Consider the following 15700-nt stretch of genomic DNA (forward strand, 5'->3'; position numbering starts at 1 on the left):
CGGTCGATCCGTCGGCCGCATTCGGCTCCCTACGCTGTGTCCATGACCGCCGCCATGCCCCACGCCGCGCCGACGCCCCCGGCGCGGAGCATGCGCGAATGGGCCATCGCGCTCGCGCAGTCCCTCGGCAGCGTCCTGCTGGGGCTGCTGCTCTTCCTCATCGTCTTCGGGATCACGCTGGAGGAATTCGGCGGTGACCCTCCCGGCGGACTGCTGGCGCTGACCGGCATAGATTTTCTGATCGGCTCCGCCATGACGATCTCGATCGGACCGCTGCGCTTCCTGCGCCCCGGGCGCGCCCACAGCGTGATCCACCTGGTCATCGCCACGGCAGCTGGGCTCAGCGTGTGGTCGCTGCCCGCGGCGGGGATCGCCCTGTACCGGGTGGGGCTGCGGCGCAGGCCACCGCTGGACATCGCCGCGGTCGTGCTGGTCGTCGCGGCCTCCACCGCGTCGATGCTGGCGGACGCCGCGATCCGGGGCGAGCGCGAGGACGTGTTCATCCTGATCACGCTGGCAGTGATGGCCATGGCCGCGATGGTGCCGCTGCTGGCGGGTCGCGTCGTCGGCACCCGTCATGAACTGGTGGCGTCGTTGCGGGAGCGGGCCGCCTCCGCCGATCGCGAGCGGGAGACCGCCGAGCGCGCGCGGGCCGCTGCGGAGCGCGAGGCCGCGGCGCTGATGCGTGAGCGCGACGCCGACGCCGCCCGGGTGCGGGCCGAGGAACGCGGCGCCCTCGCCCGCGACATGCACGACAGCATCTCCCATCACCTGGCGGCGATCGCCATGCACGCCGGCGCGATGTCCTACCGCGAGGATCTCCCGCCCGAGGAGCTGCGGCGCACCGCGCGGACCGTGCGGGATGCGGCGCAGCAGGCCAACCGGGAGCTGCGCACGGTGCTGATGACCCTGCGCACCACCGAGGGCGATGCTCCGCTGGCCTCGGCGCCGACGCTGAGCGACATCATCGAGCGCTGCCGCGAACAGGGCCAGGATGTGGAGCTGACCTGGAAAGGCATCAGGCCGGACGAGCTGGCCGAGCGCGAGCGCAGCCTGGTGGTCACCCTCGCCCGGATCCTGGCCGAGGTCACCACGAACGCGGCCAAGCACGCCCCGGGGATGCCGCTGCGCATCACGCTCGCCGCGGCCGATGATCGGGTGCTGCTCACCGCCTCCAATCCGCTTCCGACCGCCGGTGACCCGGCCCCCGTCTCCACCGGCCACGGTCTCATCGGCGTGCAGGAGCGGGCGCGGCTGCTGGGCGGGGACTCCTGCCACCGCCGCGGCCAGGACACCTTCGAGGTGGAAGCATGGATGCCATGGTGAGCGACGCGGATGGCGAGGGCGGCGGCAGGATCGGCAGCGGCGGCGAGCCCGTGCGGGTGCTGCTGGTGGACGACGAGGCCCTGATGCGCACGGGGCTGCGCCTGATGATCGACGGCGCCCACGGCATCGAGGTGATCGGGGAAGCGGCCGACGGGCAGGCCGCCCTGGACCAGGCGCGCGCCCTGGAGCCGGACGTGGTGCTGATGGACATCCGCATGCCCCGCATGACCGGGCTCGAGGCCCTGCGCGTCCTGCGCGCGGAGGATTCCCCGGCCCGGGTGGTGATGCTGACCGCGTTCGACACCGACGAGTTCCTGCTGCAGGCGCTGCGGGCCGGGGCCGTCTCCTTCCTGCTCAAGGACTCCCCGCCGGAGGACGTGGTCCAGGCGGTGCTCGAGGCGGCCGAGGACCGTCCCCGCTTCTCCCCCGACGTGCTCTCGCGCCTGGTGCGCCTGGCCTCGCACGAGGGCAGCGCCTCGAGGGCGGGGGACGAGGCGGATCAGTCGGGGCGGGACGGGCTCGGCGGCGCCGCACCTCCCGCGGCTCCCGGCGCCGACGGCTCGCCGGAGGGCGCCACCTCCGGGGCCGCGCCCCCGCCCGACACCTCCGCGGCCGCGTCACCGCCCGACACCTCCGCGGCAGCGCCCCCGCCCGACGGCATCACCGAGCGCGAATGGGACGTGGCCCGGCTGGTCGCCCAGGGCCTCGCGAACCCGGAGATCGGCGAGCAGCTGTTCATGAGCGTCGCGACCGTCAAGACCCACCTGGGCAGGCTGTATCACAAGCTGCAGGTCACCAACCGGGTCCAGCTCGCCATCCGCGTGCTCGAACTCGGTGGCTGAGGCCACCGGCACCCGCCGACACCGCCCCGTCGAGCGCCGCACGGCGAGGCACGGTTTCGCCAGATCCGTGACCTGGTGGGAATCGGCGCCGAATACCCACCAGGTCGCGGATCCGGCCGGCCATAGGCGTCGGGTCAGAGGGGGAAATAGGCTGACGGCCGGCGCCCATCCCTCTCATCCACGCTCATCGGAGGACGACCATGGCCCGCATCCTCGTCGTCGAGGACTCCCCGGACGTCCATGCCCTGCTGGTCGAGACGCTCAGCGCAGAAGGTCACGAGGTCAGCGGCGTCCGCGACGGTCTCGCCGCTCGCAGGGCATTGGGGCTGACCGGACCGTCGACGGGAGGGCTCCCGGCGAGCGCAGCCGCACCAGCCCCCGCACCCCCACCCGCACCCGATCTGGTCGTCCTCGACCTGATGCTCCCCCACGTCGACGGCTCGGTGCTGCTGGCAGAGATCCGTCGCGCCGGCGATCTGCCGGTGCTGGTGCTCTCGGCGAAGGACGCCGTGTTCACCAAGGTGGACATGCTGCGGCTCGGAGCGGACGACTACGTCACCAAACCGTTCGATCTCACCGAGCTCACCGCCCGCATCGAGGTGCTGCTGCGCCGGACCGCCCCAGCGGCCGAGACCCCCAGCGTCCTCACCCACGGCCCGCTCGCTCTCGATCCGGCCACCGCGCGTGTCACCCTCGACGGCGCCGACGTCACCCTGACCGCTACCGAGCTGCGGATCCTTCAGCTGCTGATGGAGCAGCCCGGCCAGGTCTTCTCCCGGCCCCGGATCTACGAGGGCGTCTGGGAGGAGCCGTTCGTCGGCGACGACGCCGCCGTGAAGACCCACGTCTCCAACCTGCGCACGAAGCTGCGCGAGACCGCCCCGGAACTGGACCCGATCGAGACGGTCTGGGGCCTCGGGTACCGGCTGCGAGCGCTGCCTGGGCCCTGAGCGAGGGATCTTCACGGATTCCTGACCTTTGCGGGCCGGAACCTGACGTCCGCCCGACACATGCTCCGTACCGTCGAGGCATCGAGCGAGAGGAGCATCCATGAGTGAGGACGTCCTGGTCACCCGGGATCTCACCAAGCGCTACGGCAGCCATGCCGCGGTGCAGTCGATGACCCTGCGACTGCAGCGGGGCCGGATCTACGGGCTGATCGGCCGCAACGGCGCCGGCAAGACCACGCTGATGCGCCTGATCTCCGGGCTCGGCGTCCCCACCAGCGGAGCCATCGAGCTGTTCGGCTCGGGCCAGGACACCCCGCAGCAGGAGGACCTCGCGCGGATCGGCACCCTCATCGAGGCCCCCAGCCTCCACGGCGGCATGACGGCGCGGCAGAACATGCACCTGCACCGCCTGATGCGCGGCGTCCCCGGCGGTAACCGCGAAGGCGAGCTGCTCGAACTCGTCGGCCTCGGCGAGACCGGCCGCAAGAGGGTCAAAGATTTCTCGCTCGGCATGCGGCAGCGCCTGGGGATCGCTCTCGCCCTGATCGCCGATCCGGAGCTGCTGGTGCTGGACGAGCCGGTCAACGGGCTGGATCCCCTCGGAGTCGTCGAGGTGCGACGTCTCGTGCGCGATCTGGCCACCGAGCGCGGGATCACCGTGCTGATCTCCAGCCACAACCTGCCCGAGCTGTTCCAGACCGCGAGCGACTACATCATCGTCGAGGCCGGCGAGGTGCGGATGACTCTCACCCTCGACGAGCTCGAGGCGCAGACCCAGCAGTACCTGGAACTCGCCGCGGAGGACACCGAACGCCTGGTCACGGTGCTCGAGCGCGAGTTCCCGGAAGCCGATCCGCGCGTGATGCCCGATCGCACGGTGCGCCTGCCCCACCACGCCGAGCAGGCGGAGCAGGTGCTTCGCACGCTGGTGTCGGCCGATGTGTGGCCCACCCGGCTCGCCCGCGAGGGCGAGAGCCTCGAATCCTTCTTCCTGTCCGTCATCGGAGGAGACCGGTCATGACAAATCAGCTGCGCGCGGACCTCTACGTCCTACGCCACAGCCCGACCGCGGCCCTGTGCCTGGTGGCAGCCGCCATCGCCGCCGCCCTCTACACGTGGCTGCAGCATCAGCTCGCCGTCGGCGACCTGGGAGCGGCCTCCGCCAACGGCGTGCAGGGACTCAGCGACATCCTGCTGATCTCTCTGCTCGGCCCGCTGCTGTACGGGATCACCATCTCCCAGCCGTTCGAGACGAAGTCCGTGCACAACGCCCTACTGGCCTCCGGGCGCGGAGCGTTCGTCGCCTCCAAGACCGTCATCGCGGCGTTGCTGGTGGCCTCGCTGTCTCTCCCCTACGGCCTGGCCGTCCTCGTCGGCCGAGCCACCGGGGCGGAATTCGCTCCGGCCATCCCGACGGCGTTCTCGCTGGCGCTGACCGAGAGCGGCGAGCTCACCTCAGAGGCCCTCTCGAGCGTCATCGCCGTCACGCTGACCAGCGCGATCCTCACGGCCGCGAAGCTCGCGGTGTGCCTGCCGCTGGCGATCTGGTTGCAGCGTCCACTGGTGGTGATGGCGGCGGGATTCGTGTGGTCCTTCGTCGCGGATCTGCTGGCGTCCACCGCGGCCGACGTCGACGGGCTGGACGCCCTGGTGCGGCTCACGCCGTTCTCCGCCGAGCACTCGCCGGGACCGGATTCCAGCGGCGCAGAGATGCTCGCCGCGGTGGCGGTCTCGATCGTGTTCATCGCCCTGATGGGCGCGGTGACCTGGCTGATCTTCCGGAGGGCCGACGTGAAGTGAGTGCATACGGGGCCGCGCGCCCGCGACCCCGAGGCAACCGGGTGGCCGGGGGCTTGCGCACGGGCCACCGTTACTCCCCCGGGCGCCGTCACGGTGCGCATAAGCTGGCGCCCGCCCCAGCGACGTCCTGTCCAGCCAGCCTCACCGCCCGGGAGTGCCGTGATTGCCCTCGCCGTGATCCTCGGTGTGCTGTGGTTTCTCACCGCCGCATACCTGGTGATCGTGCTGCGGCAGATCCGCGCGGTGCGCCGGCAGCTGGAGCGGCAGCGGGGCGAGGGTGCGCACAGCTCCGTGACGCTCTCCCTGGTGGTGCCGCAGCTGGAGTCACTGGCTGCCCAGGTCAACGAGACAGTGCGCCAGGCGCAGGCCGCCTCGACCCGCACCCGCGTCGAGGAGCGCAGGATCCGCTCGTTCATCGCGGACATCTCCCACGACCTGCGCACTCCGCTCACCACGGTGCGCGGCTACCTTCAGCTGCTGGAGCGCAGCACCCTCGACGAGGAGCAGCGGGCGCAGCTGGCCGTGGCCCAGCGGCAGACCGCGGAGCTGGGCACGCTCGTCGACCGGCTCTACGAGTACGCGTACCTGCTCGATGCGGAGCCGGCGCTCGAGCTCGAACCCGTCGACGTCGGCGTCCTGGTCGCCGAGTGCCTGCTGGGGATGACGGCCGAGATCGAGGGCGCGGGCATGGAGGTCGACTACGATCCGCCGGCTGCTCTGGTGGTCGAGACCGATCGGGAGAAGCTGACCCGGATCGTGCAGAACCTCGTCCGCAACGCTGTTCAGCACGGCCGGGAGCTGCTCCAGGTCCAGGTCCAGGTGCTCGGCGCTGGTGATGGCCTCGAGATCCGCGTTCGCAACGGCGTCCCGCCCGGCACCGAGATCGATGCCGCGCGGTTGTTCGAACGCTTCTACACGGCGGACCGCTCCCGCTCCGGGCGCACCAGCGGGCTGGGCCTATCGATCGTGCAGGTGCTGGCCGAGCACCTGGGCGGCAGCGTGGCTGCCGCCCAGGACCGGGAGGCCGGCACCGTGGAGATCGGCGTGAGCATCCCGCGCCCGACGAGCGGATGAGACCGGCTCAGGGCGCGGGGATCTCGAACTCGTGGCGGAACTCCGGGATGGTCTCGTCCTCGCCGAGGATCTCCGTCTCCGGTCGCACGTATGCGGCGGTGTAGGACTCCTGGCGCTCACCCTCGACCGTGAAGCCGATCCACGCCGGCTCCGTGGCACCATCGCGGCGCGGGGCCCTCTCGAACTCGGTATAGCCGGCCTCGGAGATCTCCTCGCCCAACGAGCTCTTCGCGTTCTGCTCCTCGTCCCCGTACTGGATGAAGAAGTCGCGCATGGAGACGACGCCACCGAACTCCTCGCCGGGCGTCACCTCGATCTGCAGGTAGAGGACCTCGCCGCCCTCCTCGATGTAGATCGAGTCGTGCTCGGAGGGCATGTCGCGCATGGCGGAGATGACGGTGATCTCGTCTCCGGTCTCCTCATCGGTGAAGGTCTCGTCGATCGGCACCTCGACGGACTCGCCGGCCGGGGCGGAGCCGGTGTCCTCGTCGGACTCGTCCTCCTCGGCCTCGCTCTCGTCGGCCTCGTCCTCCTCGGGCTCGCTCTCGTCGGCCTCGCCGCCGCCGTCGGAGGCGTCGACCTCCGCCGCGGGAGCCTCCTCCTCGACGGCGGGGGCGTCCCCCTCGGCAGCCTCCTCGGGAGAGCCGCCGCAGGCGGACAGGGCGAACAGGGCGAGCGCGCCGGCGGCGGCGCTGCGGGTGAAGATCGAGCGGGTCACGGGTTCCTCCATGAGGTCGTGCCGGGCCTCGAGCTCTCGTCGTGCGCCGGCGCTGTTGTGGACGTCATGAACGGTATGTCGGATCCGCCCGACCCGCGATGGGGAGAACTCCCCTCCCCCCCCCGGCCCGGTTCACCGAAGGCGACCGTGCCGGACGAACCAGAGGAGGATGACGACGAGCGTGGCCGCGCCCAGCAGCAGCCCGTTGACCCACGAGTACGCCAGCGCATAGACCCACGTGAATACCGACAGCACGGACTCAGGGCTGGAGACGATCGCCGGCAGCAACGGCCACATCAGTGCTGCCGCATAGGCGACCGCTGCCGCCGGGAGGAAGATCCGGGCGCGAGCGAGACGGCGATCAGCGAGCATCAGGGCACCGGCCCACACGAGCACGCCGCACGTCGCGCCCAGGCCGAGTTCGAGCAGGACCGAGGAACCCGCCCCGAGCAGCGTCGCGACGGCGATGATCCACGCGCTCATCCACCGCGATCGGGCGGTCCCGTACCGGGCCTCGAGCACCGAGGGCCCCGGGTCGTCGTGCGAGCCGGCCACGATCCACCACCCTCCCTTCGACCCGTGCGGTTCCGGGCGCCCGCGCTCATTGTCTTGTGTGGCGGCTCCGGACGACGCGGATTCCTCGCACCACGAGGCGATGGACGACGACGAGCGCCGCTCAGTCGTCCGAGACGGTGACCGTGACCTCGATGTTCCCGCGGGTGGCGTTGGAGTACGGGCACACCTGGTGGGCGGCGTCGGCGAGCTCCTGCGCCTGGTCGTGGGGAAGGTTCGGGATGACGACCTCGAGCTGGACCGCGAGCTGGAATCCGCCCTTGTCGTCCGGGCCGATCTGGACGCGGCCGCCGACGGTGGAGTCGCTGACGTCGGCCTTGGCCTTGCCCGCCACCAGGTTCAGGGCCGAGTGGAAGCAGGCGGCGTAGCCGGCGGCGAACAGCTGCTCGGGGTTGGCCCCGTTGCCCGAACCGCCCATCTCGGTGGGAGTCGCCATGTCGAGATCGACCGTGCCCTCGAGCGTGCGGACGTGGCCGTCACGGCCCGTGCCGGTCGAGAGAGCCTCTGCGGTGTAGAGAGCCTTCATGATGTCTCCTTCGCTGTCGCCGAGCCGGGCCGGCGGGTGGCCCCGGCGGGTTCGCCGGGAGAATCGGGGGCGGTGAGCGCGCGCATGCTGCGCGTGAGCTCCTGCAGGGTCGAGATCAGGTCTCGGGCCTCCTCGGGGCCGGCGAGACCGCTGCCGTCGGCGATGCAGCCGGGCACGTGGGCGAGCTCGCCTCGCAGGTGGCGGCCACGCTCGGTGAGCACGACAGTGACCACGCGCTCATCCGGCGCGGTGCGGCGCCGCTCGAGCAGCCCGGCCGCCTCCATCCGCCGAAGCATCGGCGACAGGGTGCCGGAGTCGAGCTGAAGGGCCTCCCCCAGGTCCGAGACGCTCTGGTCCCCGTCGCTCCACAGCACCACCAGCACGAGGTACTGGCCGTAGGTGAGGCCCCAGGGCTCGAGCAGCGCGCGGTACGCCTGGGTCGTGGCGCGCGAGGCCGCGTAGAGGGAGAAGCACACCATCTCGTCCGTCGTCGCCATGAGGCCATCCTTCCTCGGTTTTGCATTGCGCGCAACCTAGTTGCACACAATCTTCTCGGAACGTCCGTTCTCACGGCATCTCATCTCACGACCGCGTGCGCGAGCACCGCCCGCGCACATCACACAAAGTCATAAGCACTGCTTGCGACGAGTGCCTACCATGGAAGCATGGACCCTCGACGGCTGCTCATCTTCCGCACCGTGGTGCGCAACGGCTCGATCGGCGCCGGCGCCCGTGAGCTGGGATGGACCCAGCCCGCGGTCTCCCAGCACCTCGCCGCCCTGGAGAAAGAGGTCGGCACCCAGCTGCTGCTGCGCTCCTCCTCCGGGATCACGCCCACGGAGGCGGGCCGACGTCTGTCCGCACACGCCGAGGCGATCGCGGCCCAGCTGCACGCCGCAGAGGAGGAGCTCGCCGACATCACCGCACTGCGTCGCGGCACGGTGAAGTTCGGGACCTTCCCGTCGGCCGCCGCGGTGCTGCTGCCGCCGGTGCTGGCACACCTCCAGGAGACCGCGCCGGATCTGGACGTCACCTTCGACGAGCTCGAGCCCCCCGACGCCGTCGCCGCGCTGCGCGAGGGCGACCTCGACCTGGCCCTGGTGTTCCGCTACCCCTGCAGCGACATCGATGCCGAGGGCACCCTGGAGTGGACCCCGCTGATGGAGGACCGCGTGATGGCCGTCCTCCCCCGCGACCACCCGCGCGCCGAGGACCCCGACCTGACCCTGGCCGACCTCTCCGAGGACCCGTGGATCGCCGGCTGCGAGCGGTGCCGGGCGAACATGCTCTCCAGCGCCCGTCGGGCAGGATTCGTGCCGAAGGTGCGCCACTCCAGCGACGACTCGACCGTGGTCCAACGGCTGATCATGCACGGTGGCGGGGTCGCCCTGATGCCGGAGACGGCACTGGAGGCGGCCCCGACGCAGGACGTGGTGGTGCGGGCGCTGCCGGATCTGGATACGCGGATGATCGGCCTGATCAACCGCCGCGGCGCCCAGTCGATCCCGGCCGTCAGCGCCGTGCGCGACGCCCTGGTCGCCGAGACCAACAAGCGCTCCAGCACCGCAGCGCTGATCTGAACCGCCCGCCCGACGTTCAGTCCATCCCGAAAGTCCCTGCGTACCCTGGTGCCATGACCAGCCGCGACGCCTCCGCACGCCGAGATCGCCGAGCAGGCCGGCCCCCGGCGCGAGCCTGGCTGCGACCGGGCCTGCTGGCCGTGGGAGGTCTCGCGGTCGCCGCCGCCCTGGTCGTTGCCGACCAGCTCATCGCCGCCATCGCCCTCGCGCTGTTCGCCCTGTTCATGGCGTTCTGGACCTCCCCGCTGCGATCGGGCCCGCACACTCCGCTGGCCACGGCGCTGCAGCGGCGCGCCGACGACGTCTCCATCATCCTGTGGGCCCCCGGCAACCCGCTGTCGGCCCGCATGCAGACGGCGATCCGCACACCCCGCGAGGACGTGCTCTGGGTCAACGCCTACCGTGACCCGGAGGCCCGCGCCCTGCTGGACGAGCACGGCGGCGAGGACGCCCTTCCCCTGGTGATCGTCGGCCAGGACGTCAAAGCCACCGCGACCGTCGGCGACCTGCTGGACATGCAGGCCACGGGCCGACGTCGAGCTGCCGGCGAGGACGACGGCGAGCTCGACGCGGGAGCGACAGGGGCGTGACGGCGCCCTGACGCTTCAGACGCCCTGACGCTCAGGCGCCGGGGAGCTCCCCGATCGAGACGGTCCACTCGCGCGCGCTGCGGTCGATGACCACACCGTCGCGGAGGAACGGATCGCCGTCCACCGCGGCCAGGGCCTCCTCCTCGGAGCCGGCGCGCACGATCAGCAGACCGCCCGGGGTCCCGCCGAGCGGCCCGGCCAGCAGCAGCGTCCCCGCGGCGTGCAGCTCCTGCAGGTACTCGCGGTGCTCCGGCCGCACGGCCTGCACCTTCTCGGCATCGTCGGTGTAGGTGTACTGCACGGCGAAGACGGCCATAAGACTCTCCCGAAGGCTCGAGGGGCGCGGGCCGGTGAGGTCCACCGGTCCGACGGTGCACCCCTCATCGTGCCGCATTCGCGGTCGACCCGAGCATGCCGGCTCGTACGCCTCTCCCGCCCCTGTGCACAGCACGCACCCCGCTGCTACTCTGTTATTCCGTAATTGCGTAGGAATTGGCTTCAGCACGTCCGAGATCCGGCACGGCAACGACCCGGCACGACCGCGGTCCGACGGTGATCTGACGCGACCGTGCGAGGCCCCGACGTCGAGGGGGACCTGAGCGATGGATGACGAGGGCAGCACCGGCGAGTTCGCGGCTCGCCTGAGACACCTCGAGCAGCGGATCGCGAAGCTCGAGAAGGACCAGGCACACTCCTCGACGCGCCCGGACCCGGTCGCGGACACGCGCTCGGCCGCCGCGCAGTCATCGGACCAGGCGACCTCGACGCCGGAGCCCGCGGGCAACCCGTGGTGGGCGCTGAACGCCCTGAAGGCGCAGGTCGAGTCGCCGGGAGCGGTCGTCTACACGGGGACGGTCGACGTCGGCCTCGGTCATCTCGAGTACCAATGGGGACGGCCGACGGAGTTCCTGCTCGAGACGGACTGGGCCGAGCACGCAGAGACCGTGGCCGCGCTGGGCCATCCGCTGCGGCTGGCGATCCTGCGCCGACTGATCGACGGCGAACGCACCGTCGCCCAGATCGTCGACGAGCTGGAGCTCGGCTCGACCGGCATCGCGTACCACCATCTGTCCGCGCTGCAGAACGCCGGATGGGCGACCTCTCCCCGACGCGGCACCTGGACGATCCCCGCCTCACGGGTGATACCGCTGCTGACCATCATCTCCGCTGCCGAGAAGGGCTGACCATGACCGACCAGCATCCCGGCCGCACCGAGACCGACCCCGATGCCGACATCGGCACCGTCATCGATTCCGGTTCCGATCCCGACGCGCCCTCCCGGACGGGCACGTCCTTCTCGCGGCGCACGGTGCTCGCAGCCGGCATCCCGGCTGTGGCCGGCGTCCTCGCCATCACCGCGCTGTCCGGTCCGCGCCCTGCCCGCCTCGGCGAACCGACCGGTGACGAGCAGGTGACCGCCGCCCTGCAGCCCCACCTGAGTGGCCATCGCCGCGTCGCGATCGCCTATCTCGACGGCAGCGGCACCACCCGCTTCGGGGGCTTCGGGGCCGAGGCGACCGACGAGTTCGAGGTCGGCTCGGTGACCAAGACGTTCACCGGCGCGCTGCTGGCCTCAGCCGTCGAACGTGGGGAGGTCACGGTGCAGAGCACGGTCGCCGACGTGCTCGGGGACGAGGCCGAGGGCAGCGCGATCGCCGATGTCACGCTCGCCGAGCTCGCCACCCACACCTCCGGCATCCCGTCGCTCGCCCCGAGCTGGTGGACCGGCAGGTTCACCGGCACGCTCCTGCGCCAGGACCCCTACCCCGCGCGGGACGGCGATGAGGTGATCGCCGACGCGCTGGGCATCACGCCGAACGGCCGCGGCTCCTATGCGTACTCCAACCTCGGCGTCGCCCTGCAGGGCCAGCTGCTCGCACGCGCCGCAGGCACCGACTACGCCACGCTGCTCGGAGACAGGATCCTCGAACCGCTCTCGCTGGCCTCGACCTACGCTCCGATCACCCCGGAAGGCCTGCGGGATACGGCCACGCGCGGCCACACCAGTGCCGGGCTTCCCAACGCGGCATGGACCATGCACGGTGTCGCCCCGGCAGGCGGCATCCGCTCGACCGCCGAGGATCTCGCGCTCTACCTGACCGGCATGATCGAGGGGACCGCGCCGGGCGCGTCGGCCGCCACCGAGGTCCTGTTCACCGAGAGTCAGTCCAGTGAGACCTCGATGAACTGGTTCCACGAGGACGTGGGCACAGGGCAGCTGATGACCTGGCACAACGGCATGACCGGGGGTTTCGCGGCGTTCACCGGGTGGGACCCGTCCACGGGCCGCGGCATCGTGCTCCTAACCGACACCGCGCGGTCGCTCGATGACGTCGCCGTGGCCGTCCTGACCGGGGAGGTCGAACTGTGAACACCGTGCTGGCCTCCCTTCCCCTCATCGCCGGCGTCGCGGTCCTCGCGCTGCTGGTCATCTCCATCGTCCAGCTGTGGATCCGATACGAGCATCCGGTTCGCATCTTCCTGCGGACGCTCAGTGCCGCCAGCATCATCGGCATCCTCGGGCTCGCAGGCATCCTGCCGGCGTCGATGTGGTGGGGTCCGTGGCTGCTCTCGCTGGTCACGATCGCCGGCGTGATCGTCGCCTGCCGGCGCGCGCTCGTCAGCTCGCCTCCCGCAGAGCCGACTGCGCGGCAGGCCAAGAATCTGCGGCCCCCGAGCCGGCTCAACCTCGCCGGTGAGGTGATCGTCTATCTCGCCGTGGTCGCGGTCGCGCTCTACGCGGGGTGAGGCTCAGCCCCGGATCGGCAACCAGTCCAGCACGTCCTGGATCCCCTGGTCCCAGAACTCCCAGGCGTGCGCACCGGGGCGAAGACGCGAGGTCAGGCCGACGCCGTGCCGCTCCGCCGTGGCGATGAAACGCCGGTTCTGCCCGACCAGCTCGTCCTCGGTGCCGCAGTCCAGGAACAGCGCCGGCAGCTGCTGCGCGTCCGCGGCCGCGAGCAGCCCGAGCAGATCGTCATCGGTGCCGGCGAGATCGCGGCCGGCCCAGACCCGCTCGGCGAGGTTCCCACGATTCCCGTGGAGTGACAGCGACGCCGGATCCAGCGCCCCGGAGAGGCTCGCGGCCGCCGCGAAATGGTCCGGATGGTTCAGCGCCAGCTTGAACGCACCGAATCCGCCCATCGACAGCCCCGCCACGAAGGTGTCCTCGCGGGCGGTGGAGACGCGGAATGTCCGCGCGACCAGCTCCGGCAGCTCCTCGGAGACGAAGGTCCAGTACTGCTCCCCCACCGCTTCGTCGACGTAGAACGAGCGGCGCACCTCGGGCATCACCACGGCGATGCCCTTGTCCGCGGCGTAGCGCTCGATCGCGGTGCGGCGCTCCCACACGGTGCAGTCGTCGCTGAGACCGTGCAGCAGGTACAGCACCGGCGCCGCTGCGCCGCCTGCAGGTCGGCGGTCCGCCACTTCCATGCCGATTCCTGCGGCGGACTGCGGCATCAGCACCACCATCGAGGTGCCCATACCGAGGGACTCGGCGAAGAAGTCGGTGCGCAGCCGGATCATCGGTGCTCCCTCCCGGGGATGTTGACGGTGGGGGCGCGTCGGCCCGCCTCGAGACCCCATTGAACACCGGGCCGGGCTGGGTGCGCCGGGAAGGCCCCGCCTACGATGGCGGCATGAACACGCCCGCCCCGTCCGAGCCCGCCTGGATCCGCGACGCGATCTGCTGGCAGGTCTATCCGCTGGGGTTCTGCGGAGCGCCCCTGCACCGCGAGGACCTGGTCGGCGAGTCCTACGCCGGGGCCGAGGGAGAGAACGTCGTCCACCGCCTGCGCCGGCTGCAGGGATGGCTCGACCATCTCGTCGGCCTCGGCGCGAACGTGCTGCTGCTGAACCCGATCTTCGACTCCGTCTCCCACGGGTACGACACCCTCGATCATCGACGGCTCGACCCGCGCCTGGGTGATGAGATGGATTTCGACGCCCTGGTCGCCGCCTGCCGCGAACGCGGGATCCGCGTGGTGCTGGACGGGGTGTTCAACCACGTCTCCCACCTGCACCCCGAGGCGCGGCGCGCGATCGCCGCCGGCCCCGGCACGCCGGAGGGCGACCGCATCCGCTGGGCCGGGGACCAGCCCTACGGCTTCGAGGGCAACGCCGACCTGGTCGAGCTGAACCTCACCGATCCCGCGGTCCAGGACGCGATCGTGCGGGTGATGGGGCTGTGGCTCGAGCGCGGGGCCGACGGGTGGCGACTGGACGCCATGTACGCCGCGGGCGCCGAGGCCTGGGCTCCGATCCTCGAGCGGGTCCGCGCGGCCCATCCCGACGCCTGGATCCTCGGCGAGGTCATCCACGGTGACTACCCGGCGATCGCCGCCGCCTCCGGGGCGCACTCGATCACCCAGTACGAGCTGTGGAAGGCGATCTGGTCGAGTCTGCGCGAGCACAACCTCTTCGAGCTCGAGCATGCCCTCGGTCGCCACCGGGACTTCCTGGCGGCCGACGGGGACGAGCATCCGCTGATCTTCGTCGGCAATCACGACACCACCCGCATCGCCTCCCAGGTCGCCGACGGCCGGGATCTCGCCGTGGCCTACGCGCTGCTGGCGCTGCTGCCGGGGATCCCCGCCGTGTACGCGGGCGATGAGTTCGGCGCCACCGGCATCAAGGAGGACCGCGCCGGCGGGGACGACGCAGTGCGCCCCGCGTTCCCCGACGATCCGGCCGAGATCGCGGGCGCTGCCGGCAGCGTCGGCGCCTCCGCGCCCACGGAGTCCGCGGCGACCTCACCTCACCTCAGCGTGCTCAGCCGCGAGGCCGTCCCGCGGATCCTCGAGGTCCATCAGCGGCTGTTCTCGCTGCGCCGTCGCGAGCCGTGGCTGGCCGACGCGGAGGTCACCGTGCGCCGCGAGAGCCTCGAGGACACCTTCGCCGAGATCACGCTGTCCCCGCGCCCAGGCGGTGGGGGCGCGCAGGACTCGGCCGCCGGTGGTGGCGCCGCGGCTCAGCAGCTCACCCTCGTCGTGAATCTGGGCGACGCGGACCGACCCGTCCAGGGCGAGGTGCTGGAGGTCGTCAGCGGTGCCGACATGCTCGACGCCGTCGGCCCGCCCGCGCCCGGGGTCGTGCCCGCGCACGGCATCGCCGTGGTCCGCTGAGAGGCGAGATACCGCGATCGACGGTCCGTCGACCCGGACGTAGACTCATGCCATGAGCACCGGGAAGCGCACAGGCATGACCCTCAAGCCCGCCGGCGAGGTCTCGACGGCCCCGGTCGTCGCCACCGGACTGATCGGCGGCTGGCTCACCGCCCGGGAGACGGGGATCCGCCCCCTCGGCGGCGTCGTCCTCGCCGCGGCCGGGCTCTATGCGGGCCGGACGTGGCTGGCCCGTCGCGGCCCCGCGACCACTGCCGTGCTCGGGGCGACCTACGTGCTCGGCTTCGGACTCTCCCACCCGCTCGCGAAGAAGATCGGAGCCTGGCCCGCCGTGCTCACCGTGACCGGCGTCGCCGCCGGCGCCGCCGCCCTGCTGTCCGACGCGGCCTACGGGGAGTGGACCCCGGCGGACCCGGACGCCTGAGTGGTTCGACCCGGCGCACGAGCGCCGCACGAATCGCAGACCCTCCATAGCGGCACGTCCACCGAGCAGCGCGCCGAACTGAGCAACGCGTCCGGCGAGCGACGCCTCGGGCAACGCGGCACGTCCCTCAAAACGGCGCGCCCGCACGGCACCGAACAGCCGCGAATCAGC

19 protein-coding genes are annotated in these 15700 nt (G+C 71.5%); 13 read left to right on the top strand and 6 right to left on the bottom strand.

All coding sequences use genetic code 11. From position 1 onward, the window contains the following. Window positions 1-42 precede the first annotated feature (42 nt). The 6 genes from ACFQRD_RS12860 to ACFQRD_RS12885 all read left to right on the top strand — a co-directional run bounded on the left by ACFQRD_RS12860 (window position 43) and on the right by ACFQRD_RS12885 (window position 5992). Window positions 43-1326 (top strand): sensor histidine kinase, encoded by a 1284-nt coding sequence (locus tag ACFQRD_RS12860; protein WP_377018727.1) that lies wholly within the window; start codon window positions 43-45, stop codon window positions 1324-1326. Then, on the top strand, window positions 1320-2168 hold the full coding sequence (locus tag ACFQRD_RS12865) for a response regulator (RefSeq protein WP_377804501.1): 849 nt from the start codon (window positions 1320-1322) through the stop codon (window positions 2166-2168). The genes ACFQRD_RS12860 and ACFQRD_RS12865 overlap by 7 nt, the downstream gene beginning before the upstream one ends. A 200-nt stretch (window positions 2169-2368) precedes the next feature. Beyond that, window positions 2369-3118 (top strand): response regulator transcription factor, encoded by a 750-nt coding sequence (locus ACFQRD_RS12870; RefSeq protein WP_377018726.1) that lies wholly within the window; start codon window positions 2369-2371, stop codon window positions 3116-3118. Between the two features lie 100 nt (window positions 3119-3218). Then, window positions 3219-4139 (top strand): ABC transporter ATP-binding protein, encoded by a 921-nt coding sequence (locus ACFQRD_RS12875; protein WP_377018725.1) that lies wholly within the window; start codon window positions 3219-3221, stop codon window positions 4137-4139. Beyond that, a complete protein-coding gene (locus ACFQRD_RS12880; protein WP_377018724.1) occupies window positions 4136-4918 on the top strand; it encodes a hypothetical protein in 783 nt (260 codons plus the stop codon). The genes ACFQRD_RS12875 and ACFQRD_RS12880 overlap by 4 nt, the downstream gene beginning before the upstream one ends. A gap of 159 nt (window positions 4919-5077) precedes the next feature. Next, window positions 5078-5992: a sensor histidine kinase gene (locus tag ACFQRD_RS12885; protein WP_377018723.1), complete on the top strand. Its 915-nt coding sequence runs from the start codon at window positions 5078-5080 to the stop codon at window positions 5990-5992. A 7-nt stretch (window positions 5993-5999) separates the two neighbouring features. Here the strand turns inward: ACFQRD_RS12885 and ACFQRD_RS12890 are convergent, their stop codons facing one another. The 4 genes from ACFQRD_RS12890 to ACFQRD_RS12905 all read right to left on the bottom strand — a co-directional run bounded on the left by ACFQRD_RS12890 (window position 6000) and on the right by ACFQRD_RS12905 (window position 8306). After that, window positions 6000-6710, bottom strand: coding sequence for a hypothetical protein (locus ACFQRD_RS12890; protein ID WP_377018722.1), 711 nt, complete (start codon window positions 6708-6710; stop codon window positions 6000-6002). A gap of 132 nt (window positions 6711-6842) precedes the next feature. Next, the gene (locus ACFQRD_RS12895; RefSeq protein ID WP_377804467.1) at window positions 6843-7265 is read right to left on the bottom strand and encodes a hypothetical protein; all 423 of its coding nucleotides are present in this window, start codon (window positions 7263-7265) and stop codon (window positions 6843-6845) included. 121 nt (window positions 7266-7386) lie between these two features. Next, entirely contained in the window at window positions 7387-7809 is a 423-nt protein-coding gene (locus tag ACFQRD_RS12900) for an organic hydroperoxide resistance protein (protein ID WP_377792552.1), read from the bottom strand. Continuing rightward, window positions 7806-8306: a MarR family winged helix-turn-helix transcriptional regulator gene (locus tag ACFQRD_RS12905; protein ID WP_377804469.1), complete on the bottom strand. Its 501-nt coding sequence runs from the start codon at window positions 8304-8306 to the stop codon at window positions 7806-7808. The genes ACFQRD_RS12900 and ACFQRD_RS12905 overlap by 4 nt, the downstream gene beginning before the upstream one ends. A 168-nt stretch (window positions 8307-8474) precedes the next feature. Between ACFQRD_RS12905 and ACFQRD_RS12910 the strand changes: the two genes are divergently transcribed. Both ACFQRD_RS12910 and ACFQRD_RS12915 read left to right on the top strand, forming a co-directional pair. Then, window positions 8475-9389 carry a LysR family transcriptional regulator gene (locus tag ACFQRD_RS12910; RefSeq protein WP_377018717.1) on the top strand — a complete coding sequence of 305 codons (915 nt, stop codon included), beginning with the start codon at window positions 8475-8477 and terminating at the stop codon, window positions 9387-9389. 53 nt (window positions 9390-9442) lie between these two features. Further along, a complete protein-coding gene (locus ACFQRD_RS12915; RefSeq protein ID WP_377804471.1) occupies window positions 9443-9979 on the top strand; it encodes a hypothetical protein in 537 nt (178 codons plus the stop codon). 31 nt (window positions 9980-10010) lie between these two features. On the opposite strand, the gene ACFQRD_RS12920 is transcribed toward ACFQRD_RS12915, so the two are convergent. After that, on the bottom strand, window positions 10011-10295 hold the full coding sequence (locus tag ACFQRD_RS12920; protein WP_377804473.1) for a YciI family protein: 285 nt from the start codon (window positions 10293-10295) through the stop codon (window positions 10011-10013). A 286-nt stretch (window positions 10296-10581) separates the two neighbouring features. Between ACFQRD_RS12920 and ACFQRD_RS12925 the strand changes: the two genes are divergently transcribed. From ACFQRD_RS12925 to ACFQRD_RS12935, 3 genes are read left to right on the top strand one after another with little or no spacing between them, the layout of a single operon-like run. Continuing rightward, window positions 10582-11163: an ArsR/SmtB family transcription factor gene (locus tag ACFQRD_RS12925; protein WP_377804475.1), complete on the top strand. Its 582-nt coding sequence runs from the start codon at window positions 10582-10584 to the stop codon at window positions 11161-11163. Between the two features lie 2 nt (window positions 11164-11165). Further along, window positions 11166-12350 carry a serine hydrolase domain-containing protein gene (locus ACFQRD_RS12930; RefSeq protein WP_377804477.1) on the top strand — a complete coding sequence of 395 codons (1185 nt, stop codon included), beginning with the start codon at window positions 11166-11168 and terminating at the stop codon, window positions 12348-12350. Then, complete coding sequence (locus tag ACFQRD_RS12935) at window positions 12347-12727, top strand: hypothetical protein (protein ID WP_377804479.1); 381 nt, start codon at window positions 12347-12349, stop codon at window positions 12725-12727. The genes ACFQRD_RS12930 and ACFQRD_RS12935 overlap by 4 nt, the downstream gene beginning before the upstream one ends. A 3-nt stretch (window positions 12728-12730) precedes the next feature. On the opposite strand, the gene ACFQRD_RS12940 is transcribed toward ACFQRD_RS12935, so the two are convergent. Further along, complete coding sequence (locus tag ACFQRD_RS12940; protein ID WP_377018708.1) at window positions 12731-13507, bottom strand: alpha/beta hydrolase; 777 nt, start codon at window positions 13505-13507, stop codon at window positions 12731-12733. 113 nt (window positions 13508-13620) lie between these two features. Here ACFQRD_RS12940 and ACFQRD_RS12945 point away from each other — a divergent pair, with 113 nt between their 5' ends. Next, entirely contained in the window at window positions 13621-15105 is a 1485-nt protein-coding gene (locus ACFQRD_RS12945; protein WP_377018707.1) for an alpha-amylase family glycosyl hydrolase, read from the top strand. Between the two features lie 52 nt (window positions 15106-15157). Beyond that, the gene (locus ACFQRD_RS12950) at window positions 15158-15529 is read left to right on the top strand and encodes a hypothetical protein (protein ID WP_377804481.1); all 372 of its coding nucleotides are present in this window, start codon (window positions 15158-15160) and stop codon (window positions 15527-15529) included. Window positions 15530-15700: the final 171 nt, after the last annotated feature.

It is taken from the genome of Brachybacterium sp. GCM10030268, assembly GCF_042666305.1.
Classification (GTDB): domain Bacteria; phylum Actinomycetota; class Actinomycetes; order Actinomycetales; family Dermabacteraceae; genus Brachybacterium.